Here is a 26,634-nt window from a genome sequence, read left to right as displayed (position 1 = left end):
GTCCGCGTACGCCCCACGCCCGCGCCGCGGTGGCGGCTACGCCGTTCCCATGTGGTCCAGGCGCCGCAGGATGACTCCCTCGCGCAGGGCCCAGGGGCAGATCTCCAGCCGCTCCACGCCGAAGAGGTCCATCACGGCCTCGGCGACCAGGGCACCGGCGAGCAGCTGGCCCGCGCGGTCCTCGGAGACGCCCGGCAGCTCGGCGCGCTCGCCGGCCGTCATCGCGGCCAGCCGCGGCACCCATGCCTCCAGGGACTCGCGCTTCAGCTCGCGCTGCACGTACAGGCCCTCGGCGGAGCGGGCGGCCCCGGCGATCCGGGCCAGCTGCCGGAACGTCTTGGAGGTGGCGACCACGTGGTCCGGGGCGCCGAAGCGGCTGAACTCGCCGACCGTCCGCGCTATCTCCGCACGGACATGGCGGCGCAGCGCCCGGACGGCCTCCGGGTCCGGCGGGTCGCCGGGCAGCCAGCCGGCGGTGAGCCGGCCAGCGCCGAGCGGCAGCGAGACGGCGGCGTCGGGCTCCTCGTCGATGCCGAAGGCGATCTCCAGGGAGCCGCCGCCGATGTCCAGGACCAGCAGCTTGCCCGCCGACCAGCCGAACCAGCGGCGGGCGGCGAGGAAGGTGAGCCGGGCCTCCTCGGCGCCGCTGAGCACCTGGAGCCGTACGCCCGTCTCGGCCTGCACGCGCGCGAGGACGTCGTCGGCGTTGTTCGACTCGCGCACCGCCGACGTCGCGAACGGCAGCAGGTCCTCCACGCCCTTGTCCTCGGCGGCCTGGAGCGCGTCCCTGACCACGGCCACCAGCCGCTCCACGCCCTCGGCCCCGATCGCGCCGCCCTCGTCGAGCAGCTGGGCCAGGCGCAGCTCCACCTTGTGCGAGTGCGCGGGCAGCGGGCGCGCGCCCGGGTGCGCGTCGACCACCAGCAGATGCACCGTGTTCGAACCCACGTCGAGGACACCGAGTCTCATGTACGGAAACGCTACTGCCATCGCGCGCGTGCTCCGGCCCTGACCCGGATTCCCGGCACCGTGCGGAGCGCGCCGGGCGGGGGCCGGAGGCGGCGGCTCCGGGTGCCCGGACGCGGCGGCCCCGGGTGCGGGGCCGGGCGACTTACCCTGGACGGGTGCCAAAGACGAAAAAGGCGAAGACCGGTGCCCCGGCGGGCCCGCAGCCGGACGAGAAGGGACTGGACTTCGCGCGCGCGTGGGTGGAGTTCCCGGACCCGGCGGACGACGAGCAGGTCTTCCGCTGCGATCTGACGTGGCTGACCTCCCGCTGGAACTGCATCTTCGGCAGCGGCTGCCAGGGCATCCAGGAGGGCCGCGCCGAGGACGGCTGCTGCACGCTGGGCGCGCACTTCTCCGACGAGGAGGACGAGCAGCGGGTCGCGGGGCACGTGGCCCGGCTCACCCCGGACATCTGGCAGAACCACGCCGAGGGCACGGAGAACGGCTGGGTGTCCGAGGACGAGGAGGGCTCCCGGCAGACCCGTCCCTTCCAGGGCTCGTGCATCTTCCAGAACCGGCCCGGATTCTCCGGCGGCATGGGCTGCTCGCTGCACATCCTGGCGCTCAGGGAGGGCCGCGAGCCGCTGGAGACCAAGCCGGACGTGTGCTGGCAGCTGCCGGTCCGGCGGACCTTCGAGTGGATCGACCGCCCGGACGACACGCGCGTGCTCCAGGTGTCGATCGGCGAGTACGACCGCAGGGGCTGGGGTCCGGGCGGCCACGACCTGCACTGGTGGTGCACCTCGGCGACGTCGGCGCACGGCGCGGGCGACCCCGTCTACGTCTCCTACCGGGCCGAGCTGACCGAGCTGATGGGCAAGAAGGGCTACGACCGGCTGGTCGAGCTGTGCGAGGAGCGGCTCGCCTCGCGGCTGCCGCTGCTGGCCGCGCACCCGGCGGACCGCCGGGACTGAGCCGGGACCGAGCCGGGACGGGACCGTAAGCGGCCCCTCCCCGTCCGGGACGGGGTCTCCTCCGGAGAGCCGTCGCCCTTGTGGTGCTCAGCCGCCCTTCGGGCCCGGTGTGCCGTCGTCGCCGGTGGGCGCGGGCGAGTCGCCCGGGTCGGACGGGGACGATCCGGTGGGCGGCGGGGTGGAGGGGCCCGACGAGGGCGGATCGGTCGTGGGCGGGCCCGAGGGGTCCGCGGTGCCCGTGGGATCCGGTGTGGGGCTGTGCGCGCCGTCGCCCGGTGCCGGGCCCGTGGTGCGGGTGGGCCGGGGGACGGTCGGGCTCGGGGCCCGGCCGTGGCCGGAGATGAAGACCACCGCTCCTGCCGGGGTGATCTCCACGCGCGCGTTCCAGGGCCCGGAGGGCTCGCGCAGATGGTCGACGTACACCTTGACCGTGATCGACGCGCCCGGCTCCAGCGTCCCCGAGGAGCGGCTGAAGTACAGCCAGGACGCCTGCGTGGACACGATCCAGCGGACCGGCTCCGGGCCGGAGGCGGTGAGCGTGACGAGGGTCGTGTCGGCGGTGCCCGAGGCGGCGGTCACGGTCAGCGCGCCGTTCGCGCCCCGGGCGTCGCCCGCGCCCGCGTCGCCCAGCACCTCCACCGAGACGTCGGGCCCCGCGCCGCCGGACGGGCCGCCGGGGCGCGTCCGGGCGCTGCCGGTGTTCTCGTAGCCGCCGGTGTCCTCCCCGGCCAGGGCACCGGAGTCGTGCCCCTCGCGCGCGGTGGCGGACGGGCCGCCGTGGCCCTCGCCGGTCGCGGTGCCCCGGTAGGCCGCCCACAGGGCCAGCACCGGCGCGGCCACCACGGTGGCGACGACCGTCGTCGTGACCGCACGCGCGCGCAGGCGCTCCCTCCGGGCCGCGCGGTCCTTGGGGTCCATCGGGAATCCGCGCCGGTCCAGGCGCGGCGCGGCACCCCGCGCGCGCGAGTGGTGCGCCATGGCCAGGCCCAGGTCCGTACGGGGCGCGGCCAGCACGGGCAGCGCGGCCGGGGTGACGCTGGCGCCGGGCCAGCGCGCGGGGTGCGCGCGCTCGGCGGTGCGGCGGCAGCGCGGGCAGTCGTCGACGTGCCGGACGAGTTCGCGGCGCAGGGCGGTGCCGAGGACGAGCCTGCCGTCGCCGGTGAGCGCGGCGACGCCGGGGCAGCCGCCGGCCTCGGCGACGGCGAGCGCCGCGCGGGTGCGCTCCACCTCGCAGGCCGCGGCGGCGAGCAGTTCGCGGGCGGCGGCGGTGCTCAGACCGAGCACGGCGGCGGTCTCGTGGCCGCTCAGGTGGTGGCGCACGGCCAGCTCCAGCGCCTCGCGCTGCTCCGGGGTGGTGCCGGCCGCCTCCGGCCAGGCCAGCAGGGACAGTTCACGGCGCCGCCGCTCCTGGACGTCCGCCGGGACCGGCACCGCCGCGCCCGGCCCGGGGCGGTGCCGGGAAGGGCCGGGGCGGCCCGCGGCATGGCCCGCCCGGCGTCTGAGCCGGGCCTCGGCCAGCTCCCGCAGACAGGCCCAGCGGGCCAGCGCGTACAGCCACGCCCGGTACTCGGCCGGATCCTGCGGCAGGCGCGGCGCGCGCCGCTCGGCGAAGGCCAGCGCGTCCCCCAGCGCGGCGGTCGCCGCGTCGTGGTCGCACAGCACGGACAGGCAGTAGGTGAACAGGCCGTCGAGGTGGGGGTCGTAGGCGGCGGGCGGGTGCTGCGCCAGGGTGCGCGCGGCAGCGCGGTCGCGCGCCTCGCGCGCCTCGCGGTCCGCCCGGTGCTCACCGGTCGTACGGCTCGTACGGGTCGAGGTCTCCGGACTGCTGCTCATCACCTGTGCGACCGTAGGCGGCGGAGGTTCGTCCGTTCTTCCCTGTTGCGCACTTTTAATCCGTACGGGTGAAACGATCCCTCATACGGGGACGGGCACCGGCGGCTCCTCCCTTCGGGCGCGCGTGTTCGATGCCGTTCGAGCCGGTGACCGTGCGGGCGTCGGCGCTGTCAGTGGCTGCGGCTACGGTCTTACGCATGGCTGCCCGTACGAAGACCACCAAGGACCGTCCGTCCTACCGCTGCACCGAGTGCGGCTGGCAGACGGCGAAGTGGCTCGGCCGCTGCCCCGAGTGCCAGGCATGGGGCACGGTCGAGGAGTACGGCACGCCCGCGGTGCGTACGACCACGCCGGGCCGGGTCACCACCTCCGCCCTGCCCATCGGCCAGGTCGACGGGCGGCAGGCGACGGCCCGCACCACCGGCGTGCCCGAGCTGGACCGGGTGCTGGGCGGCGGTCTGGTGCCCGGCGCCGTGGTCCTGCTCGCCGGTGAGCCCGGCGTCGGCAAGTCCACGCTGCTGCTGGACGTGGCCGCCAAGGCGGCGAGCGACGAGCACCGCACGCTGTACGTCACGGGCGAGGAGTCGGCGAGCCAGGTGCGGCTGCGCGCCGACCGCATCGGCGCCCTGGACGACCATCTCTATCTGGCCGCCGAGACCGATCTGGCCGCCGTCCTCGGGCACTTGGACGCGGTGAAGCCCTCGCTGCTGATCCTGGACTCGGTGCAGACGGTGGCCTCCCCGGAGATCGACGGCGCCCCCGGCGGCATGGCGCAGGTCCGGGAGGTGGCCGGGGCGCTGATCCGCGCCTCCAAGGAGCGCGGCATGTCCACCCTGCTGGTCGGCCATGTCACCAAGGACGGCGCGATCGCCGGTCCGCGCCTGCTGGAGCACCTGGTGGACGTGGTGCTGCACTTCGAGGGCGACCGGCACGCGCGCCTGCGCCTGGTCCGCGGCGTCAAGAACCGCTACGGCGCCACCGACGAGGTCGGCTGCTTCGAGCTGCACGACGAGGGCATCACCGGCCTCGCCGACCCCAGCGGCCTGTTCCTGACCCGCCGCGCCGAGCCGGTGCCCGGCACCTGTCTGACCGTCACCCTGGAGGGCCGCCGCCCGCTGGTCGCCGAGGTCCAGGCGCTCACCGTGGACTCCCAGATCCCCTCCCCGCGGCGCACCACGTCGGGCCTGGAGACCTCCCGGGTGTCGATGATGCTGGCCGTGCTGGAGCAGCGCGGGAGGATCAGCGCGCTGGGCAAGCGGGACATCTACTCGGCGACGGTCGGCGGCGTGAAGCTGTCCGAGCCCGCCGCCGACCTCGCCATCGCGCTCGCGCTGGCCTCGGCCGCGAGCGACACCCCGCTGCCGAAGAACCTGGTCGCGATCGGCGAGGTGGGCCTCGCGGGCGAGGTCAGACGGGTCACGGGCGTGCAGCGCCGGCTCTCCGAGGCGCACCGCCTGGGCTTCACGCACGCGCTCGTACCGGGCGATCCGGGCAAGGTGCCGTCCGGGATGAAGGTCCTCGAAGTGGCCGACATGGGGGACGCGCTGCGGGTCCTGCCGCGCTCGCGTCGCCGAGAGGCCCCGCGGGAGCCGGAGGACCGCCGGTAGACTTTGCGCTGGTCCCGCCCGCCCGTCCGGCACGGCGTACGCGCCGAGTGCGGCGGCGGGGGCGCCCGAAGACCTGCGACCGGAGGAGTGCAGTGGCAGCCAACGACCGGGCAGCAGCTCCCGGAAAGTCCGGTGGGAGCTCCGGCGCCGATGGCCTGATGCGCGCCTCACTGAGCGCCGTGGCACCCGGCACGGCGCTGCGGGACGGACTCGAGCGGGTCCTGCGCGGCAACACCGGCGGTCTGATCGTGCTCGGCTCCGACAAGACCGTGGAGACGATGTGCACGGGCGGTTTCGTGCTGGACGTCGAGTTCACGGCGACCCGGCTGCGGGAGCTGTGCAAGCTGGACGGCGGCATCGTGCTGTCCTCGGACCTGTCGAAGATCCTCCGGGCGGGCGTGCAGCTCGTCCCGGACCCGACGATCCCCACCGAGGAGACCGGCACCCGGCACCGCACGGCGGACCGGGTCAGCAAGCAGGTCGGCTTCCCGGTGGTCTCGGTCTCCCAGTCGATGCGCCTGATCGCGCTGTACGTCGACGGGCAGCGCCGCGTCCTGGAGGACTCGGCGGCGATCCTCTCCCGCGCCAACCAGGCCCTGGCCACGCTGGAGCGCTACAAGCTGCGCCTGGACGAGGTCGCGGGCACCCTGTCGGCGCTGGAGATCGAGGACCTGGTCACGGTCCGGGACGTCTCCGCGGTCGCGCAGCGCCTGGAGATGGTCCGCCGCATCGCCACCGAGATCGCCGAGTACGTGGTGGAGCTGGGCACCGACGGCCGCCTGCTGGCGCTCCAGCTCGACGAGCTGATCGCGGGCGTGGAGCCCGAGCGCGAGCTGGTCGTCCGGGACTATGTGCCCGAGCCCACGGCCAAGCGCTCCCGTACGGTCGAGGAGGCCCTCGCCGAGCTGGACAAGCTCTCGCACGCGGAGCTGCTGGAGATGTCCACCGTCGCCCGCGCCCTCGGCTACACCGGTTCGCCCGAGACCCTGGACTCGGCGGTCTCCCCGCGCGGCTTCCGGCTGCTGGCCAAGGTCCCCCGGCTGCCCGGCGCCATCATCGACCGCCTGGTCGAGCACTTCGGCGGCCTCCAGAAGCTGCTCGCCGCGAGCGTCGACGACCTCCAGACGGTGGACGGCGTGGGCGAGGCCCGCGCCCGCAGTGTCCGCGAGGGGCTGTCGCGGCTGGCGGAGTCGTCGATCCTGGAGCGGTACGTCTAGGAGTCCTCGCGCAGCGGTCCTCGCGCGGCCGGGCCGGGCCGGGGCGGGGCGCCCGGCTCAGTCCGCCGACAGCACGAACGACGTCTGGAGCTTGCCGTAGCCCGGCACCTTCGCCTCCACCAGATACGTCTTGCCGAGGGCGGCGGTGCCGGAGGGCGGGGTGGCGCACTGCGGGGCGCTCGGCCTGCGGTCCCAGCGCACGGTCGAGGTGATGCCGCTGCCGGCCGGGACCCGGTACAGCAGGCTGCCGGCCGTCTTCGGGCAGTCGGCCGAGGACCAGTAGCCGCCGTCGCCACCGGCCTGGCTGACCGTCAGGACCGCTGTCCTCGGGCCGAGATCGACCTTGCAGTCGCTGCCGGAGGCGTTCTTCGCGATCAGTTCGAAGGCGGGCGTCTCGGTGGGCCCGTAGGAGTTGCGCACACTGCGCAGGCTCAGCCTCACCGCGGAGGCGGTGCAGTCGGGGAGCGTGCTCCCGGCGGGCAGCGCCGCGCCCGTACCGCCGCCGCCCGTGGAGCCGCCCTTGCCGTCGTCGCCCGCGCCGCCCGTGGACGCGGCAGCGCCGGAACCCCCCGAGCCCGCGCCGCCGGTGCCACCGCTGCCGCCCGACGACGCGCCGCTCCCACCGGAGTCACCGCCGCCGGACTCGTCGCGCCCGCCCGGGTGTTGGCTGATCGCGGGACCGGACTGGGACGGTCCGGGCTCGATGGCCGAGGGGGTGGGGTTCTTGCCGTTGGCCGCGCCCCCGGCGTCCTTGTGGCCCCCGCCTCCGCCGCCCGAGGTGACGATCCAGATGACCAGCAGGGCCAACAGGGCGGCCATGGACACCAGGACGACCCTCCGTCGCCAGTAGATGGAGGAGGGAAGCGGCCCGACCGGATTGCGCAGAGATCCCACGCCCCAACCCTACGAGAGATCCCGCGCTTCCCCCGACGCACCCGCCGCGCCGGACGCAACTTTTCCGGATCATCATTTCAACAACGCCCGTCCCGCAGGCCCGCCTTGCGGGTCCGGTGACCGCTCGGAGACGCACGGTGACGAAACGGTCCGCGCCGGTTCACCCGCCCGTGCGCCCCCGCGTGGCAGGATCGACGGCGACATGACTGCGCCCACACTGCCCCCACACAGCACCCCCTCCGCCCCGGCCCCCGCACCCGGGACCCCGACCGAGACCACGGCCGCCCCCGCCGCCGGGACCGTCTCCGCGGCCGGCCCCGAGACCAGCCCCGAGACCGGCCCCGAGTCCTGCGCCGCGGCCTCCTCGTCCGCCGGCGCCCCGCTCGGCGAGACCCTGCACACCCAGGTCATCACCTGGTTCGAGGGCAACGCCCGCGATCTGCCCTGGCGGCGCGCCGACGCCGGCGCCTGGGGCGTGATGGTCAGCGAGTTCATGCTCCAGCAGACCCCGGTGAGCCGGGTGCTGCCCGTCTACGAGCAGTGGCTGGAGCGCTGGCCGCGCCCCGCCGACCTCGCCAAGGAGGCGCCCGGCGAGGCGGTGCGCGCCTGGGGCCGGCTCGGCTACCCGCGCCGCGCGCTGCGCCTGCACGGCGCCGCGGTCGCCATAACGGAACGGCACGGCGGCGACGTACCCGCCGAGCACGCGCAGTTGCTGGCGCTGCCCGGCATCGGCGAGTACACGGCGGCGGCGGTCGCCTCCTTCGCGTACGGGCAGCGGCACGCCGTGCTGGACACCAACGTCCGCCGGGTGCTGGCCCGCGCCGTCACCGGGGTGCGCTACCCGCCGAACGCCACCACCGCCGCCGAACGGCGGCTGGCCCGCACCCTGCTGCCCGAGGACGAGCGCACCGCCGCCCGCTGGGCCGCCGCCTCCATGGAACTGGGCGCGCTGGTGTGCACGGCGAAGAACGAGTCGTGCCACCGCTGCCCGATCGCCGCGCACTGCGCCTGGCGGCAGGCGGGCAAGCCGGAGCACGAGGGGCCGCCGCGCCGGGGCCAGACGTACGCCGGGACGGACCGGCAGGTGCGCGGCAAGCTGCTCGCCGTGCTGCGCGAGGCCCGCACGCCGGTGCCGCAGGCGGCACTGGACCGGGTGTGGCACGAACCGGTGCAGCGGGCGCGGGCCCTGGACGGGCTCGTCGCGGACGGACTGGTCGAGCCCCTGGCGGGCGGCCTGTACCGGCTGCCGCTCACCTGACGGACCCCACCTGGCGGACCTCTCCCGACGGATCTCTCCCGGCGGACCCCGCCTGACGGTCCGTCACCGCACAGCCGCGTCACAGCCTCAGGGGGCGCCGCGGGTCTCTGTGTCACAGACCCGCGCGCCGATCTGGGGGGCAAATCACCCCATATCCACGCCAACCGGCCCGGTTCTCTACCCCGTTACGCCGTCCGTTACACAACCGACGTACAGCCGCGCGCTTTCCGCAGGCTGCTTCGGACAACGCCGTGACAAGCCCTCCGTAGCTTCATCTTCGTGCCCGACAGGCACCGGGCGGCTGCCGACCACAGCCCGCCCGCATCACAGGCTCGGGGTCCGGCGGGAAACAGGCCGGGAAACGGGGAGCGGAGGCGGTTGATCATGGCGCAGGGTGAGGTGCTCGAGTTCGAGGAGTACGTGCGTACCCGGCAGGACGCGCTGCTGCGCAGCGCACGCCGGCTGGTGCCGGACCCGGTCGACGCCCAGGACCTGCTCCAGACCGCGCTGGTGCGGACGTACGGCCGCTGGGACGGCATCGCCGACAAGCGGCTCGCGGACGCCTATCTGCGCCGTGTCATGATCAACACGCGGACCGAGTGGTGGCGGGCCCGCAAGCTGGAGGAGGTCCCCACCGAGCAGCTGCCGGACGCCTCCGTCGAGGACGCCACCGAGCAGCACGCCGACCGCGCGCTGCTCATGGACATCATGAAAGTTCTCGCTCCGAAGCAGCGCAGTGTCGTCGTGCTGCGACACTGGGAGCAGATGTCCACCGAAGAGACCGCCGCGGCACTCGGCATGTCAGCGGGAACGGTCAAGAGCACGCTGCACAGGGCGCTCGCCCGGCTCCGCGAGGAGCTGGAGGCCCGCGATCTGGACGCACGCGCGCTGGAGCGTGAGGAGCGGGAGCGTTGCGCGGCCTGACCGGCAGGGCTGGTACCGGCCCTGAGCCCACCGGGGCTCCAGGGACCCTCCAGGCGGTGAGTACGGCGGTGGCCGTGGTCACCGCCCTCGGGCTTTTGGTGTCCGCCTGCGGCACCGGCGGCACCGGCGCCCGCGACGAGGGACCCGCCGACGCCCCTTCGGTGGCGGGCACCCCGGCCGCGCCCTCGCCCAGCCCGAGCGAGACCCCGCGCGCGGTGGACGCGGTCCGGCTGATCAAGGACGACCCGAAGGTCTCGCCCGCCGTCAGGAACGGCCTCAAGCCGTGCGTCGCCGACGAGTACCCTGTCGACGTGTCGTACGGCAAGCTGACCGGCACCTCCGTCGAGGACATCGTCGTCAACGTGCTGACCTGCGGGGACGCGGTCGGGCTCGGTGCCTATGTGTACCGTGAGCGCAAGCCGGGCGACGGCTACGAGAACGTGTTCTCCGCCGAGGAGCCGCCGGTCTACGCCGAGATCGACCGCGGGGACCTCGTCGTGACCAAGCAGGTGTACGAGCGCGGCGACCCGGTCTCGAACCCCTCGGGCGAGGACGTCATCACCTACCGCTGGTCCGGCAGCGGGTTCACGAAGGCGTTCAGCACCCGCAACGAGTACAGCAAGACCGTCGGCGGGGGCGCGAAGGCGACGCCGCCCTCGGAGCCGGAACCGGAACCGGCCGAGCCGTAGCACCGGCGGCTCCGGTCGCGACGGCCCGCCGGCGGCGTGAACCGATCGGGCCGCCCGGTCCGAACACCCCGTGAACGCGGTGCCCCGGCGGCCCCGGCCCGTCGGCGGCGCCCGGCGGACCGGGGCCCGCCGGGCGGACCCCATGAACGCAGCACCGACCGGGTAGGCGCCGCACGGACCCGCTCCCCGCGGGACCGGCGCGGCACCGGCGGGCACGGCACCGCTGAACGCACCACCCGTCCGGTGCGTCCACCTCCGTGGACGCGCCTGAAGCACAGAGGACTGAGAGCACCGGGATGGCAGACCAGACCCATGTCCTGTTCGTCGAGGACGACGATGTCATCCGCGAGGCCACCCAGCTCGCCCTGGAGCGGGACGGCTTCGCGGTCACGGCGATGCCCGACGGACTGTCCGGCCTGGAGGCGTTCCGGGCGCGGCGGCCCGACATCGCGCTGCTGGACGTCATGGTCCCCGGCCTCGACGGCGTCAGCCTGTGCCGCCGCATCCGCGACGAGTCCACGGTGCCGGTGATCATGCTGTCGGCGCGCGCCGACTCCATCGACGTCGTCCTCGGCCTGGAGGCGGGTGCCGACGACTATGTGACCAAGCCGTTCGACGGCGCCGTCCTGGTCGCCCGGATCCGCGCGGTGCTGCGCCGCTTCGGGCACGCCGGCGGCGACCGCGCCGAGGCGGACGCGGCCGGGGTGGACGGCGCGGTGCTGACCTTCGGCGACCTGGAGGTGGACACCGAGGGCATGGAGGTGCGCCGGGCCGGGCTGCCGGTGGGCCTCACCCCCACCGAGATGCGGCTGCTCCTGGAGTTCTCCTCCGCGCCGGGCACCGTGCTGTCGCGGGACAAGCTCCTGGAACGCGTGTGGGACTACGGCTGGGGCGGTGACACCCGGGTCGTCGACGTCCATGTGCAGCGGCTGCGCACCAAGATCGGCCAGGACCGCATCGAGACGGTCCGCGGCTTCGGCTACAAGCTGAAGGCCTGAGCGGGGCGGGCATGCGGGGGAACACGCGGCGCCGGATTCCCGGGCGCCTGGAGCACGCGAAGATCCGTACCGGTCTGCGCTGGAAGCTGAGCGCGGCCATCGCGCTGGTCGGCGCGCTGATCGCCGTCGCGCTGAGCCTGGTCGTGCACAACGCCGCGCGGGTGTCCATGCTGGACAACGCGCGCGACCTCGCCGACTCACGGCTCGTGTACGCCCAGCCGCTCTACGAGCGTCCCGGGCACCGGCCGACCTCCACGATCATCAAGCTCGACGACCCGATGCTGCCGCCCGCGCTCCAGCAGAAGGTCCGGGAGGGCCGCCGGGCCACCTATGTCTCCGACCACCGGGGCGGGGTGCCGGACATCTGGGCGGCCATGCCGATCAAGGGCGGCCATGTGCTGTCCGTGCACACCCACTTCACCGACCGCAGCGCGAACATCCTCCGGGACCTCGACCAGGCCCTGGTCATCGGCTCGATCGCGGTCGTCCTCGGCGGCAGCGCGCTGGGCGTGCTCATCGGCGCCCAGCTCTCGCGGCGGCTGCGCAAGGCGGCCACCGCCGCGAACCAGGTCGCCAACGGCGAGCCGGACATCCGGGTGCGGGACGCCATCGGCGGTGTCGTACGGGACGAGACCGACGATCTCGCGCGTGCGGTGGACGCCATGGCGGACGCCCTCCAGCAGCGGCTGGAGGCGGAGCGGCGGGTCACCGCGGACATCGCGCACGAGCTGCGCACCCCGGTCACCGGGCTGCTGACGGCGGCCGAGCTGCTGCCGCCGGGACGCCCCACCGAGCTGGTCCTGGACCGGGCGAAGGCCATGCGCACGCTGGTCGAGGACGTCCTGGAGGTGGCCCGGCTGGACGGCGCCTCGGAGCGGGCCGAGTTGCAGGACCTCATGCTCGGCGAGTTCGTCGCCCGCCGGGTGGCGGCGAAGGACCCGGACGTCGAGGTGCGGGTGGTGCACGAGTCGATGGTCACCACCGATCCGCGGCGCCTGGAGCGGGTGCTGTTCAACCTGATCACCAACGCGTCCCGGCACGGCAGGCCGCCGATCCAGGTGACCGTCGAGGGCCGGGTCATCCGGGTCCGCGACCACGGTCCCGGCTTCCCCGAGGCGCTGCTCGCCGAGGGCCCGAGCCGGTTCCGCACCGGCAGCGCGGACCGCGCCGGGCGCGGCCACGGCCTCGGTCTGACCATCGCCGCCGGGCAGGCCCGGGTGCTGGGCGCCCGGCTCACCTTCCGCAACGTACGGCCCGCGGGCGCTCCCGAGCACGTACCGGCCGAGGGCGCGGTGGCCGTCCTGTGGCTCCCGGAACACGCGCCGACCAGCACGGGCAGCTACCCGACGCTGCCGGAGTGACCCACCGGTCCCCTCAACGGCGAAGGCCCCCCGGCGGACGGCCGGGGGGCCTTCGTACGGCATGGGCGGCGGCGCGTCCGGGCCGCCGCTGCCGCTACATCTGCGCCTCGACCGCCGTCTCGGCCGGGGCCGGTCCCGCGCCCTTGAGCGGCACCTCCTTGACGAACACCGCCGCGACCAGCGCGACGACGCCGACCACGGAGCCGAGCAGGAACGCCGAGTGCGTACCGGAGGACACCGCGTGCTGGTAGGCCTCTCGGGCGGCGGCCGGGAGCTTGGCCAGGCTCGCCGCGTCGAGCTGCGCGGACTTCTCGGTCATCTTCGAGCCCGCGGCACCGGCCCGCTCCGCCATCTCGTGCTGGACCCGGTTGTTGAACAGCGCGCCCATGATCGCCACGCCGAAGGACGAGCCGAGCGTACGGAAGAGGGTGGTGGACGAGGAGGCCACGCCCATGTCCTTCATCTCCACGCTGTTCTGCGCGACCAGCATGGTGATCTGCATCAGACAGCCCATGCCCGCGCCGAGGACGGCCATGAACAGGCCCGAGGTGAGCCGGGTGGTGCCGGTGTCCATCATGGACAGCAGATAGAGACCGACGACCATGAGGACGCTGCCGACCACCGGGAAGACCTTGTACTTGCCGCTGCTGGTGGTGACCCGGCCCGCGACCATCGACACCACCAGCATGGCGCCGAGCATCGGCAGCAGCAGCAGTCCGGAGTTGGTCGCGGAGGCGCCCTGCACCGCCTGCTGGTACAGCGGCAGGAAGAGCACCGCGCCGAACATCACGAAGCCGGTGACGAAGCCGATCAGCGACATCAGGGTGAAGTTGCGGCTGCGGAAGATGTGCAGCGGCACGATCGGCTCGGCGGCCCTGGTCTGCCAGAACACGAACCCGATGAGCGCGACCACGCCGATGGCGATGAGTTCCATGATCCGCGCGGACGTCCAGGCGTACTCCGTGCCGCCCCAGGTGGTGACCAGCACGATGGAGCTGATGCCGAGGGTGAGCAGCGCCGCGCCCACGTAGTCCACGCGTGCCTGCGCGCGCTTCTTCGGCAGGTGCAGCACGGCGCTCACCGCGACCAGCGCCACCGCGCCGAGCGGCAGGTTGATGTAGAAGGCCCAGCGCCAGCCCCAGTTGTCGGTGATGGTGCCGCCGACCAGCGGGCCGCCGATCATCGCCAGCGCCATGACACCGGCCATCATGCCCTGGTACTTGCCGCGCTCCCGGGGCGGGATCAGGTCGCCGATGATGGCCATCACGCCGACCATCAGACCGCCGGCGCCCAGGCCCTGGATGGCGCGGAAGCCGATCAGCTGGCCCATGTCCTGCGCCATGCCGCTGAGCGCGGAGCCGGCCAGGAAGATCACGATCGAGGTCATGAAGGCGCCCTTGCGCCCGTACATGTCGCCGAGCTTGCCCCACAGCGGTGTGGCCGCTGCGGTGGCGAGCGTATAGGCGGTCACCACCCAGGACAGGTGCTGGAGCCCGCCCAGCTCGCCGACGATCGTCGGCATCGCGGTGCCCACGATCATGTTGTCGAGCATCGCGAGCATCATGGCGATCATGAGCGCGAGCAGGACGACCCGCACGCTCCTCGGTTGTGGACCGGCGTCCGCGCCGGTCTTGGTGTCCGCTATCGCTGTGTCCGCCATCGTTCCCCAGCTCCCCCAGGTGCCTGCCTACTTACTTGCCGACCGGCAAGTTACTACACTCGGGAAGGTAGAGCTTCACTAGCCGGGCGTCAAGTAAGTTTCTGCTGGCTTGTCGGCAGGTAAGTTTCCCGGACAGCGCAAGGAGTACGAGGATGGGCGTCACGATGGACGGCACGAAGCAGCAGCGCCGCGGCAACACCCGCCAGCGCATCCAGGACGTGGCCCTCGAACTCTTCGCGGAGCAGGGCTACGAGAAGACGTCCCTGCGCGAGATCGCCGAGCGCCTGGACGTCACCAAAGCGGCTCTCTACTACCACTTCAGAACGAAGGAAGAGATCGTCGTCAGCCTCTTCGAGGATCTGACGCAGCCGCTCCAGGACCTGATCGTGTGGGGCCGGGAACAGCCGCGCACACTGGAGACCAAACAGGAGATCGTCCGCCGCTACAGCGCAGCGCTCGCCGGGGCATCACCGCTGTTCCGCTTCATGCAGGAGAACCAGGCGACGGTACGGGAACTGCGCATCGGCGAGAGCTTCAAGGACTGGATGCGCGACCTGCGGCACATCATCACCGACCCGGAGGCGAGCCTGACCGACCAGGTCCGCTGCATCAGCGCGCTCTTCACGCTGCACGCCGGCATGTTCGTGATGCAGGACATGGAGGGCGACCCGGAGGAGCGGCGCAAGGCCGTCCTGGAGGTCTCCATCGATCTGGTGACCCAGGCCCACCGGGGCACGCACGGCGGCTGAGCGGCCCGGACGGCGGACAGCACCGTGCCGCCCCGCCGCGGAAGCGACGGGACGGCACGGTGCTGAAACGTTCAGCCAGGCAGGCTCGGGGCCCGGCGGGCCCTCGGCCGGTGGCTCAGACCTTCACGCCGTGGGCGCGCAGGAAGACGACCGGGTTGACGGCGGAGCCGTAGTTCGGGGTGGTGCGGATCTCGAAGTGCAGGTGCGGGCCGGTGCTGTTGCCGGTGTTGCCGGACTTGGCTATGTGCTGCCCGGTGGTGACGACCTGGCCGACCTTCACGTCGATGCGGGAGAGGTGGGCGTACTGGGAGTACAGCCCGTTGGCGTGCTTGACGACGATGGCGTTGCCGTAGGCCGGACCGTCACCGCCGCCGTTGGGGCCGGCCTTGACGACCGTGCCGCCGTGCGCGGCGACGACGTTGGTGCCGATCGGCACGGCGAAGTCCTGGCCGCTGTGCTTGTGGGCCCAGTGGCTGCCGCCCTGGTTGAAGCTGGCGCTCAGGGTGTAGCTCTTGACCGGGTCGACCCAGGCCGCCGCCGACTTGGCGACGGTGGCGGTCGGGGCCGCCATCTCGGCGGCCGACGCGGCGCCCGCACCCACTGCGGCGGTCACTCCCAGGCCTGCGGCCAGGACGGCGGCACGGGTACGGAGCTTGGTCGCACGGGAAGAACGGACGGTGGCGCGCTGGAACATCGAAACCTCTGAGGGTGGGGGACATGTGGACCACCCGGGACGCAGGTGCTGCGCCGGGCGGGGCCCCACCTTGGTAACCCCGCCGGTCACCGGCCCTCAAACACCCCCACTACGACACGAACTAGTAACAGCGGGCAGTGATGCAGCTCTCTTGACACCTCGGGCATCTGGGACAAAACCGCTGTAAAACCCCCACACTCCTCCACCCTGATGGACGAAATGTCCGATTTAAGGGTGCCTGTCCCCTACTAGGCGCCTTAGTGCGGGAGAAAACGCCTGTGCCCCATGTCACCGGTGAACCCCCCTGGCGCCCCCTTTCCTGTGACCGGGCTCATGTGGTGCCCGTCTCAGCAGAGTTACCCGCAAGTAATCATTCGGTTCCCCTCCCGCCACCCGGGCGCACGAGCATGCTCCCAGCCCATCCCCAGCGCTGAGCACGCGAGAGGACCCCTCCATGACCCCAGGCACCTGGACGCGCCGCACCGGTACGACCGCCCTGGCCGCGGTCGCCGTCGCCGCACTGGCCGTCCCGGCGGGCGCCGAGGCCGCGGCCGGCGCCCCGGCGCCCGCCCCGGCCGCCACCACCACCGCGACCGCCCGCGCCGTGGCCGCCCCCGCGACCGCCTCCGCCGTGTCCGGGAAGGTCGACCACGCCACCTGGCAGCGGGACTGCCAGGCCGTGATGGACCAGGCCCTGCCCTATCTGAAGCAGCGCATCGCGCACGGCGCCCCCGGCGAGAAGCGGGCCGTCGTGTTCGACGTCGACAACACCACCCTGGAGACGGACTTCGGCTTCACCTGGCCCCAGCCCGCCAACAGGCCCGTGCTGGAGGTCGCCCGGTACGCCCAGGAGCACGGCGTCGCGCTGTTCTTCGTCACCGCCCGCCCCGGCATCGTCAAGGCCCCGACCCGGTACAACCTGGAGCACGACGGCTACCGCGTCGACGGCCTCGCCGTGCGCGGTCTGTTCGACCTGTTCAAGAACGTCGCCGACTACAAGACCGCCCAGCGCGCCGGCATCGAGGCCGACGGCTACACGATCATCGCGAACATCGGCAACAGCGCCACCGACCTGTCCGGCGGCCACGCCGAGAAGACGTTCAAACTGCCGGACTACGACGGCCAGTTGTCCTGATCCTCCGGCCAGGGCATAGGCTCCACCCGTTCGCGACATCACGGGGGGTGCGGCGGATGGAGCCCATGGCACTCGGCGGCAGACTGGCGTCCAGCCTGATCGCGCCGCTGGTCAGGAAGCTGTTCGTGGCGGACGGGCCGGGCGCCGCACTGGTGGACCGGCCCGTGCGGATGAGCGACCTCGTCTCCTTCCGCGGCGAGAAGCGCTCCCTGGGCGAGAAAGAGGTGCACAGGCTCGCCGGACGGCTGGTCGGCGGCGCCGCGGACCGGCCGGGCGAGCCGCCCTTCGAGCCCGCCGAGCAGGACGCCGTCACCGCCGCCCTGGCCGCGCGCCTGCTCGCCCTCGGCGACCTCGGCACGGACGACGTCCAGGCCGTACGCCTGGGCCACCGCGAACTCGCCCGGCGGCTGTCCGAGGCCGCCCCCGCCGCCCACGGGCTGTCCGCCGACGCCGCGTACTTCCTGGACAGCGCCACCGAATGGGCCTGCCTGCACATCCTGGAGTTCTTCACCCGCCGCTCCACCTTCGTCGCCCGCACCCTGGTGGAGCAGACCCGGACGCAGTCCGAGCTGATCGCCCGGATCGACGAGCTGATCGTCCGCACCCCGCGCCCCGACGCCCGCGACACCGCCTTCGAACGCCGCTACCTGCCCCACCTGGCCCAGCGGCACAACCACATCACCATCTACGGCATCGACCTGCGCGACTCCCCCGACCGCTGGCCCCTGGAAGTGGCCTATCTGAGCCTGGAGGCCACCGGCGCCCAGGAGGACGCACCGGTCCCGGCACCGGAGGAGCACGCGGTCGCCGACGCCGCCCGGCTGCCGGCCGAGGAGGCGCTGCGCACCGCCCCCCGCGTCCTGCTGCGCGGCGACGCCGGGTCCGGCAAGACCACCCTGGTGCAGTGGCTGGCCGTCACCGCGGCCCGCGACGGCGACCGCGTCCCCTTCGTGCTGCCTCTGCGCACCCTGGCCCGCACCGGCCCCCTCCCCGCCCCCGACGGCTTCCTGAAGGCGGCCGGCTGCCCGCTCGGCGAGCCGGAGGGCTGGGCCGAGCGCGTCCTCACCGCGGGCCGGGCCCTGGTCCTGGTGGACGGCCTGGACGAGATCCCCGCCGCCGACCGCCACCGCACCCGCGACTGGCTGAGCGCCCTGCTCGCCGCCTACCCCGGCAACCAGTGGCTGCTGACCTCCCGCCCCACCGCCGTACGCCCCGACTGGCTGGCCCAGGAGGGCTTCCGCGAACTCACCCTGGCCCCGATGCGCGAACCCGAGGTCGTCACCTTCGTCCACCGCTGGCACCAGGCCGCGCACGCCCCGGAGTACGCGGGCGCGCTCCTCGACTCCCTGCGCACCAAACGCGATCTCGCGCGCCTGGCCACCAACCCCCTCATGTGCGGCCTGATCTGCGCCCTGCACCGCGAGCGGCGCGGCTATCTGCCCACCGGCCGCAAGGAGCTGTACGACGCCGCCCTCGCGATGCTGCTGACCCGCCGGGACCGCGAACGCGGCCTGGCCGGCACGGACGAGGTGGACCTCGGCGAGGAGGCCGCCCTCGAACTCCTCCAGCGCCTGGCCTACGCACTGGTGCTGAGCGGCCGCACCGAGATGGACACCGAGACCGCCGAGGGCATCGTGGAGCGCCGCCTGCCCTCGCTCACCCTGCCCGCCGACCCCGCCACCGCCGCGGCCGTCCTGCGCACCCTGCTGCTGCGCAGCGGACTGCTGCGCCGCCCGGCCGAGGGCGCCGTGGACTTCGTGCACCGCACCTTCCAGGACTACCTGGGCGCCCGCCACGCCGTGGAGGAGGGCCACCTCGACCTGCTGGCCGACCGCGCCCACGAGACCCAGTGGGAGGACGTCGTCCGGATGGCGGTGGCCCACGCCCGCCCCCGCGAGCGCGCCTCGGTGCTGCGGCGGCTGCTCGGCCGGGGCACCCCGCGGCTGGCCCTGCTGGCGCTGGCCTGCCTGGAGCACACCCCGGCCCTGGAACCGAGGGTGCGCGCCGAGGTGGAGGCCCGCGCCGCCGCACTGATCCCGCCGCGCACCCCCGAGGACGCCAAGGCGCTGGCCGAGGCGGGCCCCCTGGTACTGGAGCTGCTGCCGGGGCCCGAGGGACTGACCGACGCCGAGGCACTGGGCGTCACGGTCACCGCGTCGGTGCTCGGCGCGGACGAGCCCGCGGGCGCCCTCGGTGTGCTGCGCCGCTTCCGCTCCCACCCGGACCTCGGCGTCCGGCGCCAGCTCGTCGGCACCTGGAGCCGCTTCGGCACCGAGGAGTACGCGGCCGAGGTCCTGGACCACCTCGACCGCGACGGCCTCCTGATCACCTGCGAGACGGACGCGCAGCGGGCGGCACTGGCCCGGATGCGGCCCTGGCAGCGGGTGACCTTCCGGGGCGCGCACCCGGCCGCGGAAATGGCCGCTGCCGTCCCCGGCCGCGACGGCGTACGCCTCCTCGATCTGTGCGACAACCCGCTGATCGACGACCTGGGCGCCCTGCTGCCGTTCTCCGGGCTCGACGGCCTGTGGCTCAGGGGCTGCGGCTGGGCCCACGGCCTGGACCGGCTCGCCCCGCTGCCCCTCACCGACCTCGCCTTCGGGGAGATCGCCGATCTGTCCGGGCTCGCCGCGCTGCGGCGGCTGCGGCGGCTCTCCCTGGACCAGCTCCTGCCCGACGGCGACCTCACCGGCGTACTGCCCGCGGGCGCCCCGCTGGAGCACCTGCACCTCGGCACCGTCGCCCTGATGCGCGGCCACGCCCTGCGCGGGCTGAGCGCCTGGCCCACCCTGGCCTCGCTCAGCCTCGGCGACCCGCACGGGTTCACCGGGGCCGACTGGCGGGAGGTGGCCGCGCTGCCCGCGCTGACGAGCCTCGTCCTGCGGCGGCTCACGCTCGAACACGGCCTCCGGACCATGCCGGAACTGCCCGGCGTACGGGACCTCAGGCTCACCTCGCGCCACGACGCGCACCTCCTGCGCGTCCTGGCCGAGCGGCTGCCGCACGTGCGCCGCGTCGTCTTCCGGTCCCGCTGGGACTACGCCGACCCGCGCGAGCTGCACGCCCGGCTCTTCCCGGCAGCCGAGATCACCTACCTGCGCTCCTGACCGCGCCCGCACACGGAAAGGGCCGGTGCCCGAAGGCACCGGCCCTTTCCGTCACGCGTCGTCCCGCGGGATCACGCGTCCTTGCTCAGGTTCGGCCCGGCTCCACCGGCCGCCTGCTCGATCGGCGGGGCGTCGGGCAGCGCCGACTTCTCCTCACCCCGGAAGGTGAAGGTCTTCTCGTCGCCCTCGCCCTCGGTGTCCACGACCACGATGTGACCGGGGCGCAGCTCGCCGAAGAGGATCTTCTCCGAGAGCGTGTCCTCGACCTCCCGCTGGATCGTCCGGCGCAGCGGCCGGGCGCCCAGGACCGGGTCGTAGCCCTTCTTGGACAGCAGCTCCTTGGCGGACTGGGACAGCTCGATGCCCATGTCCCGGTCCTTGAGGCGCTCGTCCACCTTGCCGATCATCAGGTCGACGATCCGCAGGATGTCGTCCTGGGTGAGCTGCGGGAAGACGACCACGTCGTCGACGCGGTTGAGGAACTCGGGCCGGAAGTGCTGCTTCAGCTCGTCCGAGACCTTGTTCTTCATGCGCTCGTAGTTGGTCTTCGTGTCACCCGTGGCCGCGAAGCCCAGGTTGAAGCCCTTGGAGATGTCCCGGGTGCCGAGGTTGGTCGTCATGATGATGACCGTGTTCTTGAAGTCCACGACCCGGCCCTGGGAGTCGGTCAGGCGACCGTCCTCCAGGATCTGCAACAGCGAGTTGAAGATGTCCGGGTGGGCCTTCTCGACCTCGTCGAAGAGGACGACCGAGAACGGCTTGCGGCGCACCTTCTCCGTCAGCTGGCCGCCCTCCTCGTAGCCCACGTAGCCGGGGGGCGAACCGAAGAGCCGCGAGACCGTGTGCTTCTCGCTGAACTCCGACATGTCGAGGGAGATCAGCGCGTCCTCGTCACCGAAGAGGAACTCGGCGAGCGCCTTGGACAGCTCGGTCTTACCGACACCGGACGGACCGGCGAAGATGAACGAGCCACCGGGACGCTTCGGGTCCTTCAGACCGGCGCGCGTACGGCGGATTGCCTTGGACAGCGCCTTGACGGCGTCGACCTGGCCGATGACCCGCTTGTGCAGCTCGTCCTCCATGCGCAGCAGACGCGAGGACTCCTCCTCGGTCAGCTTGAAGACCGGGATGCCGGTGGCCGTGGCGAGGACCTCGGCGATCAGCTCGCCGTCGACCTCGGCGACGACGTCCATGTCGCCGGCCTTCCACTCCTTCTCCCGCTTGGCCTTGGCGGCCAGGAGCTGCTTCTCCTTGTCGCGCAGGGAGGCGGCCTTCTCGAAGTCCTGCGAGTCGATCGCGGACTCCTTGTCGCGGCGCACGCCCGCGATCTTCTCGTCGAACTCGCGCAGGTCCGGCGGCGCGGTCATCCGGCGGATGCGCATCCGGGAACCGGCCTCGTCGATCAGGTCGATCGCCTTGTCCGGCAGGAAGCGGTCCGAGATGTACCGGTCGGCCAGCGTGGCGGCCTGCACCAGGGCCTCGTCGGTGATCGAGACGCGGTGGTGCGCCTCGTACCGGTCGCGCAGACCCTTGAGGATCTCGATGGTGTGCGGCAGGGACGGCTCCGCGACCTGGATGGGCTGGAAGCGGCGCTCCAGGGCCGCGTCCTTCTCCAGGTGCTTGCGGTACTCGTCCAGCGTGGTGGCGCCGATGGTCTGGAGCTCACCGCGGGCCAGCATCGGCTTCAGGATCGAGGCGGCGTCGATGGCGCCCTCGGCGGCACCCGCACCGACCAGCGTGTGCAGCTCGTCGATGAACAGGATGATGTCGCCGCGGGTGCGGATCTCCTTGAGCACCTTCTTCAGGCGCTCCTCGAAGTCACCGCGGTAGCGGGAGCCGGCGACCAGCGCGCCGAGGTCCAGGGTGTAGAGGTGCTTGTCCTTGAGGGTCTCGGGCACCTCGCCCTTGACGATGGCCTGGGCGAGGCCCTCGACGACGGCGGTCTTGCCGACGCCGGGCTCACCGATCAGCACCGGGTTGTTCTTGGTGCGGCGGGACAGCACCTGCATGACCCGCTCGATCTCCTTCTCGCGCCCGATGACCGGGTCGAGCTTGGACTCGCGGGCGGCCTGGGTGAGGTTCCGGCCGAACTGGTCGAGGACCAGGGACGTCGAGGGGGTGCCCTCGGCAGGGCCGCCGGCGGTGGCGGTCTCCTTGCCCTGGTAACCGGAGAGCAGCTGGATCACCTGCTGCCGCACCCGGTTGAGGTCGGCGCCCAGCTTGACCAGGACCTGGGCGGCGACGCCCTCGCCCTCACGGATCAGGCCGAGCAGGATGTGCTCCGTGCCGATGTAGTTGTGCCCCAGCTGGAGGGCCTCGCGGAGCGACAGCTCCAGGACCTTCTTGGCACGGGGGGTGAAGGGAATGTGGCCCGAGGGCGCCTGCTGGCCCTGGCCGATGATCTCCTCCACCTGCTGGCGGACCGCCTCGAGCGAAATCCCGAGGCTCTCAAGGGCCTTGGCGGCGACACCCTCACCCTCGTGGATCAGGCCCAGGAGGATGTGCTCGGTGCCGATGTAGTTGTGGTTGAGCATCCGGGCTTCTTCCTGAGCCAGGACGACAACCCGCCGCGCGCGGTCGGTGAACCTCTCGAACATCGTTAATCGCTCCTCAGAGCGGTCAGGCAGTGGGGGGAACTTCCCCTCCCTGTCCTTCCGCAGCTTAGTCCCGCAAGCGGGGACCGCTCATTCCAACTGCCGACACCGTCGATGGCCTCCTGACCCCGAACGCCGACATCTGCTCCAACCCGATGGTGCGAGACGATGTTCCCGCAGGCCAGGCAGTTACCCCAGTCGCCAGTACGCCGATGGCGAACGTGAGACTCCTCTGCCCGGGGTGCGGCCTGCGTGTCGCCCCCTCCCACTAGGGATGTCTTACCCGCGGGAACGGACACTCCATGCGGGACGCCCCGGTTCCCTCCGCTATGGGCGAACACCCTTGCGCGCCGTACCGCCGCCGGGCGACCCCGCTTCGGACACGCAGGGCGCACGAAGGGCGACCCACCGTAACCTCCGGGCGGGCCCGGCGGTTGGACCGGCATGGTCGGCAGCCTCTCCGCGATCCCGGTGATCCCAGCGATCCGAGCGATCCCCACGGCTCCCCTTCCGCTCCCGTCCCCTCGCCGGCCGCTCGGTCCCGCCGACCGGGCACGCCGCTGGTACGAGAACGAGCTGGGGTGGGCGACGGTGCCCGGAGCACCGGTACGACTTGTCGTGGGCCGCGGCTTCGACGTCCTGGACGTGCCGCTGGAGGCGGGCCGTGCGACGCTGCGCCGCCTGGGGACGTGTCCGGGCGCGCCCGCATCCCCGGTGGCCGTGCAGGGGGACCGGATGCGGCTGCTGGTGGCCGCGGGCAGCGCGGAGGAGCTGCCGGGGCTGCTGCGCTGGCTGGAGTGGGACGCGCTGGACCTGGACCTGGTGGGCCTCGGCGCGGGGGCGCTGATGGACGCGCCGCCGCTGCCCGGCGCCGGGGCGCGGACGTACCCGCAGGGGGCCGCCGAGTGGCTGCGGCCCCCCGAGTCCGGAGGCGAGGTCGAGTCCTCGCTGCCGACGATGTCGGCGCAGGGGGCCGGTGGGGGCGCCCCCGATCTCGTACGGCTGGTGCGCACCGCCGCTACGCAGTGCCACCGGGTCCGGCTGCGGCACACGCGGGGCCGGTCACCGGTCCGGTAGGTCTCGCCGGCGGTGACTAGCCGTTGGCCTTCTCGTACGCCTCGCGGATGGTCGCGGGGACGCGGCCGCGGTCGTTGACGTCGTAGCCGTTCTCCTTGGCCCACGCACGGATCTGCGCGGTGTCCTGGCTGCCGCCGGCCGCCGCCGCACGCGCCTTTCCGCGCCCGCCCGAAGCACGGCCGCCGGTACGCCGGCCGCTCTTCACGTACGGCTCGAGAAGGCCGCGGAGCTTGTCCGCATTGGCAGTGGTGAGATCGATCTCGTAGGTCTTGCCGTCCAGTGCGAACGTCACGGTCTCGTCCGCCTCGCCGCCGTCGAGGTCATCGACAAGAAGGACCTGAACCTTCTGTGCCACCGGATTTCCTTTCATCGATAACGTCAGGGCCGGGGTGGGTCGGCGTCCGCCGTTTCACCGTCCCCTGTTATATGCAGTACTGCAGTACGTCGGAAAGCAAACCGCTTTTGCGGGAAAAACACAAACCCCTGGGAGAGACCGGACCCTCATCCCCGCCCGGAAACATGCGCGTTTCGGACATAGGGAACGCGGGCATGGCCGGTCCGGCGGAATGCGGCTTCCACGGCTCGGCACCGCCGTCCTCTCCGGGCGCCGGTGTGGATCACAGATGCAGAAGCATCCGACTGTTGCCCAAGGTGTTCGGTTTCACTCGTTCGAGACCGAGGAACTCCGCGACGCCCTCGTCATAGGAACGCATCAGCTCGGCGTAGACATCCGTGTCGACAGGTGTCTCACCGATCTCCACGAAGCCGTGCTTCTCGAAGAAGTCGACTTCGAAGGTCAGGCAGAATACGCGGCGAACGCCGAGCCAGCGTGCGGTCTGGAGCAACTTCTCCAGCAGCCGGTGCCCCACACCGGCGCCCTTGAGTCCCGGCTTCACCGCGAGCGTGCGCACTTCCGCCAGGTCTTCCCACATCACGTGCAGTGCGCCGCACCCGACGACCTCGGCGTTGTCGTCCCGTTCGGCGATCCAGAACTCCTGGATGTCCTCGTAAAGCGTCACGGTCGCTTTGTCGAGGAGGATGCGTCCGCGGGCGTAGTCGTCGAGCAGTCGGCGCACCGCCGGGACATCGCTGGTCCGGGCCCGCCGGACGGTGATGGCTTTTGCGGTGACTTCGCGCTGCGCTGCGGGTCGCTTCGCCGGATGCTCTGCGGGTTGCTCTGCGGGCATGGGCGGACGCTATCGCCCGGTGCCGCCGGGTCCGGCGCCGGGGTTCCGGTCGCCGGTTTCACCGTCGGCTTCGCCATGGGTTTCACCGCCGGTTTCGCCTGCGGTTTCACCGGCGGCGGCTTCGGTGCCTTCCGTGCGCAACCCCGCCGCCGTGGCCTCCGGCGCGCCTTCGACGATCCGTACGGCGTCCCGCAGGGCCTGCCGCTGTTCCTCGCTCATCATGCCGAAGAAGGCGACGAGAGCGGCGGCGGCGTTGTCACTCTGGGACCAGGCGTCGTTCATCAGTGCGGCCGCGTAGGCGGCCCGGGTGGAGACGGCCTCATATCGATAGGCCCGGCCTTCCGCTTCCCGGCGCACCCAGCCCTTCTGATGGAGATTGTCCAAAACGGTCATCACCGTGGTGTACGCGATGGTCCGTTCCTGCTGGAGGTCTTCCAGGACTTCTCGAACGGTCACCGGGCGGTTCCACTTCCACACCCGTGTCATGACCGCGTCTTCGAGTTCTCCCAAGGGGCGAGGCACACCTCAGACCTTAGTGGGAGATGCGGTCAGAAGCGTGCCGAACATCCGATTACGCCAGGAAAGCGAACAAAAAGGGCGTACGACGGGTCGGGCCCGGAGCCGGACGCCGGGTCAGGCGTCGGGGGCGGAGGTCCCCGCGGAGGCGGCGTTCCCGCCGCCTCCCGTACGGGCCAGCGCGGCATCGACGGCCGCGTCCTCCTTGGCCTTGGCGGCACCGCCCTGGGTCTTCACGATCACCCTGACCAGGCCGATGAAGAACGCGGCCATCACGATCGGCGGAACGAGTGCGGAGACGTAGTCCATGGATCCAGAGTAGCCAGGAGCCGGGGACAAACAGGGGCGGGGTCGCCCGGATGGCTACACGGCGGCCAGACGGGCGACGAGCCGCTGGCCGGAGCCGGGGGACGGCGACGCCGGTCTGCGGCGCGGGAAGACCTCGCCGGGCGTCGGGACGGGGCGGCGGGCGGGCTTGCCGCCCCCGGGAGCGGGCGCCGGACCGGGCCGGGCGGGCTGCGCGGGCCTGGCGGGCTGGGCCGGGCTGGGCTGCGCGGGGGCGGGCCGCGCGGGAGCGGGCCCCGCGGGAGCGGGGCGCTCGCCCGGCTTGGGCGCGGGCCGCTTGGCGGGCCCGGGACTCGCTCCGCCGTCCTGGGCCGAACGGGCGGCCGGCACACCGGGCGCGGGCGCCTGGACGGCGGCGAGCGGGCCGAAGTCCCCGCGCGGGGCGCGGGAGGCCGGGACCGCCGGGGCGGCGCCGTGCCCGGCGCAGCGGCGCAGCAGGGCGGCGGCGGCCGGGGCGCCGCGCAGGGCGCCCAGGGCCGCGAGGTCGTCGGGGACGGGCCGGTATCCGGCGCCCAGGGCCTCGTCGAGGAGCGCGAAGTAGCCGGAAGCCGAGCCGGGCAGCGCGTCACGGTAGCGGGCCAGGTCGGCCACCAGGAACGCGCGCAGCCGGGCACCCTCGCGCATCGCCTCGTCGAGCGACTCGGCGAGGCGGAGGCAGTCCTGCACGTCCTCGGCGCGGGCGGGGCGGAGATGAAGGGCAACGGCGAGGGCGCGGCGGAGCACACGCAGCTCCTCCGCGCCGAACGCCATGCCGCCGCGGGTTCCATATGGCGTGGGCATGGGCCCGACGATACGCGCTAATCAGACAAATTCGACATAAGGCGCGTGCGTGGCGGGCGTGGCGTGCCGGGCGCGTGGCGCGGCCCG

Annotated in this window: 23 protein-coding genes; 12 read left to right on the top strand and 11 right to left on the bottom strand. The window is 73.0% G+C overall.

Going from position 1 to position 26,634, the window contains the following annotated elements:
* Nucleotides 1-36: 36 nt before the first annotated feature.
* On the bottom strand, nt 37-969 hold the full coding sequence (locus tag ACWDYF_RS10045) for a Ppx/GppA phosphatase family protein (protein ID WP_018568839.1): 933 nt from the start codon (nt 967-969) through the stop codon (nt 37-39).
* A gap of 155 nt (nt 970-1,124) precedes the next feature.
* Here ACWDYF_RS10045 and ACWDYF_RS10040 point away from each other — a divergent pair, with 155 nt between their 5' ends.
* Complete coding sequence (locus ACWDYF_RS10040; protein WP_389473155.1) at nt 1,125-1,922, top strand: hypothetical protein; 798 nt, start codon at nt 1,125-1,127, stop codon at nt 1,920-1,922.
* Between the two features lie 87 nt (nt 1,923-2,009).
* Here ACWDYF_RS10040 and ACWDYF_RS10035 read toward each other — a convergent pair whose 3' ends face one another.
* The gene (locus ACWDYF_RS10035; RefSeq protein ID WP_381740737.1) at nt 2,010-3,755 is read right to left on the bottom strand and encodes a BACON domain-containing protein; all 1,746 of its coding nucleotides are present in this window, start codon (nt 3,753-3,755) and stop codon (nt 2,010-2,012) included.
* A 197-nt stretch (nt 3,756-3,952) separates the two neighbouring features.
* On the opposite strand from ACWDYF_RS10035, the gene radA reads away from it, so the two are divergent.
* A complete protein-coding gene (radA, locus tag ACWDYF_RS10030) occupies nt 3,953-5,362 on the top strand; it encodes a DNA repair protein RadA (protein ID WP_381740739.1) in 1,410 nt (469 codons plus the stop codon).
* A gap of 92 nt (nt 5,363-5,454) precedes the next feature.
* Complete coding sequence (gene disA / locus ACWDYF_RS10025) at nt 5,455-6,579, top strand: DNA integrity scanning diadenylate cyclase DisA (RefSeq protein WP_026252689.1); 1,125 nt, start codon at nt 5,455-5,457, stop codon at nt 6,577-6,579.
* 57 nt (nt 6,580-6,636) lie between these two features.
* On the opposite strand, the gene ACWDYF_RS10020 is transcribed toward disA, so the two are convergent.
* Nucleotides 6,637-7,473 carry a hypothetical protein gene (locus ACWDYF_RS10020; RefSeq protein WP_389473158.1) on the bottom strand — a complete coding sequence of 279 codons (837 nt, stop codon included), beginning with the start codon at nt 7,471-7,473 and terminating at the stop codon, nt 6,637-6,639.
* A 202-nt stretch (nt 7,474-7,675) separates the two neighbouring features.
* Between ACWDYF_RS10020 and ACWDYF_RS10015 the strand changes: the two genes are divergently transcribed.
* From ACWDYF_RS10015 to cseC, 5 genes are all read left to right on the top strand, one after another.
* Nucleotides 7,676-8,731, top strand: coding sequence for an HhH-GPD family protein (locus ACWDYF_RS10015; protein WP_381740743.1), 1,056 nt, complete (start codon nt 7,676-7,678; stop codon nt 8,729-8,731).
* A gap of 384 nt (nt 8,732-9,115) precedes the next feature.
* Nucleotides 9,116-9,655 (top strand): SigE family RNA polymerase sigma factor, encoded by a 540-nt coding sequence (locus ACWDYF_RS10010; RefSeq protein WP_018568846.1) that lies wholly within the window; start codon nt 9,116-9,118, stop codon nt 9,653-9,655.
* Complete coding sequence (locus tag ACWDYF_RS10005) at nt 9,643-10,344, top strand: hypothetical protein (RefSeq protein ID WP_381740745.1); 702 nt, start codon at nt 9,643-9,645, stop codon at nt 10,342-10,344. The genes ACWDYF_RS10010 and ACWDYF_RS10005 overlap by 13 nt, the downstream gene beginning before the upstream one ends.
* A 296-nt stretch (nt 10,345-10,640) precedes the next feature.
* Entirely contained in the window at nt 10,641-11,342 is a 702-nt protein-coding gene (cseB, locus tag ACWDYF_RS10000; protein ID WP_018568848.1) for a two-component system response regulator CseB, read from the top strand.
* Between the two features lie 11 nt (nt 11,343-11,353).
* The gene (gene cseC, locus ACWDYF_RS09995; RefSeq protein ID WP_381740747.1) at nt 11,354-12,703 is read left to right on the top strand and encodes a two-component system sensor histidine kinase CseC; all 1,350 of its coding nucleotides are present in this window, start codon (nt 11,354-11,356) and stop codon (nt 12,701-12,703) included.
* 94 nt (nt 12,704-12,797) lie between these two features.
* On the opposite strand, the gene ACWDYF_RS09990 is transcribed toward cseC, so the two are convergent.
* Nucleotides 12,798-14,363: an MDR family MFS transporter gene (locus tag ACWDYF_RS09990; RefSeq protein ID WP_026252691.1), complete on the bottom strand. Its 1,566-nt coding sequence runs from the start codon at nt 14,361-14,363 to the stop codon at nt 12,798-12,800.
* A gap of 152 nt (nt 14,364-14,515) precedes the next feature.
* Between ACWDYF_RS09990 and ACWDYF_RS09985 the strand changes: the two genes are divergently transcribed.
* On the top strand, nt 14,516-15,112 hold the full coding sequence (locus ACWDYF_RS09985; RefSeq protein ID WP_389473162.1) for a TetR/AcrR family transcriptional regulator: 597 nt from the start codon (nt 14,516-14,518) through the stop codon (nt 15,110-15,112).
* A gap of 115 nt (nt 15,113-15,227) precedes the next feature.
* Here ACWDYF_RS09985 and ACWDYF_RS09980 read toward each other — a convergent pair whose 3' ends face one another.
* On the bottom strand, nt 15,228-15,806 hold the full coding sequence (locus ACWDYF_RS09980; RefSeq protein ID WP_018568852.1) for a M23 family metallopeptidase: 579 nt from the start codon (nt 15,804-15,806) through the stop codon (nt 15,228-15,230).
* A 454-nt stretch (nt 15,807-16,260) separates the two neighbouring features.
* On the opposite strand from ACWDYF_RS09980, the gene ACWDYF_RS09975 reads away from it, so the two are divergent.
* Nucleotides 16,261-16,941, top strand: a complete 681-nt coding sequence (locus ACWDYF_RS09975; protein WP_389473165.1) for an HAD family acid phosphatase — start codon at nt 16,261-16,263, stop codon at nt 16,939-16,941.
* 56 nt (nt 16,942-16,997) lie between these two features.
* A complete protein-coding gene (locus tag ACWDYF_RS09970; RefSeq protein WP_389473167.1) occupies nt 16,998-20,048 on the top strand; it encodes an NACHT domain-containing protein in 3,051 nt (1,016 codons plus the stop codon).
* A 71-nt stretch (nt 20,049-20,119) separates the two neighbouring features.
* On the opposite strand, the gene ACWDYF_RS09965 is transcribed toward ACWDYF_RS09970, so the two are convergent.
* Nucleotides 20,120-22,645 (bottom strand): ATP-dependent Clp protease ATP-binding subunit, encoded by a 2,526-nt coding sequence (locus ACWDYF_RS09965; RefSeq protein WP_018568855.1) that lies wholly within the window; start codon nt 22,643-22,645, stop codon nt 20,120-20,122.
* A gap of 441 nt (nt 22,646-23,086) precedes the next feature.
* On the opposite strand from ACWDYF_RS09965, the gene ACWDYF_RS09960 reads away from it, so the two are divergent.
* A complete protein-coding gene (locus ACWDYF_RS09960) occupies nt 23,087-23,719 on the top strand; it encodes an SCO3374 family protein (protein WP_389473170.1) in 633 nt (210 codons plus the stop codon).
* 16 nt (nt 23,720-23,735) lie between these two features.
* Here ACWDYF_RS09960 and ACWDYF_RS09955 read toward each other — a convergent pair whose 3' ends face one another.
* From ACWDYF_RS09955 to ACWDYF_RS09935, 5 genes are all read right to left on the bottom strand, one after another.
* On the bottom strand, nt 23,736-24,074 hold the full coding sequence (locus ACWDYF_RS09955; RefSeq protein ID WP_018568857.1) for a histone-like nucleoid-structuring protein Lsr2: 339 nt from the start codon (nt 24,072-24,074) through the stop codon (nt 23,736-23,738).
* A 262-nt stretch (nt 24,075-24,336) separates the two neighbouring features.
* Nucleotides 24,337-24,906: an amino-acid N-acetyltransferase gene (locus ACWDYF_RS09950; protein WP_078509999.1), complete on the bottom strand. Its 570-nt coding sequence runs from the start codon at nt 24,904-24,906 to the stop codon at nt 24,337-24,339.
* Nucleotides 24,907-24,915: 9 nt separating this feature from the next.
* On the bottom strand, nt 24,916-25,392 hold the full coding sequence (locus ACWDYF_RS09945) for a BlaI/MecI/CopY family transcriptional regulator (protein WP_381741030.1): 477 nt from the start codon (nt 25,390-25,392) through the stop codon (nt 24,916-24,918).
* Between the two features lie 147 nt (nt 25,393-25,539).
* Complete coding sequence (locus ACWDYF_RS09940) at nt 25,540-25,731, bottom strand: hypothetical protein (RefSeq protein WP_381740758.1); 192 nt, start codon at nt 25,729-25,731, stop codon at nt 25,540-25,542.
* Between the two features lie 54 nt (nt 25,732-25,785).
* Nucleotides 25,786-26,547: a serine/threonine-protein kinase gene (locus ACWDYF_RS09935; RefSeq protein ID WP_389473173.1), complete on the bottom strand. Its 762-nt coding sequence runs from the start codon at nt 26,545-26,547 to the stop codon at nt 25,786-25,788.
* Nucleotides 26,548-26,634: the final 87 nt, after the last annotated feature.

This window comes from Streptomyces sp. NPDC003284 (assembly GCF_053589675.1).
Note: the sequence above shows the minus strand (reverse complement) of the source record. Positions and strands in the feature narration are given on the sequence as shown.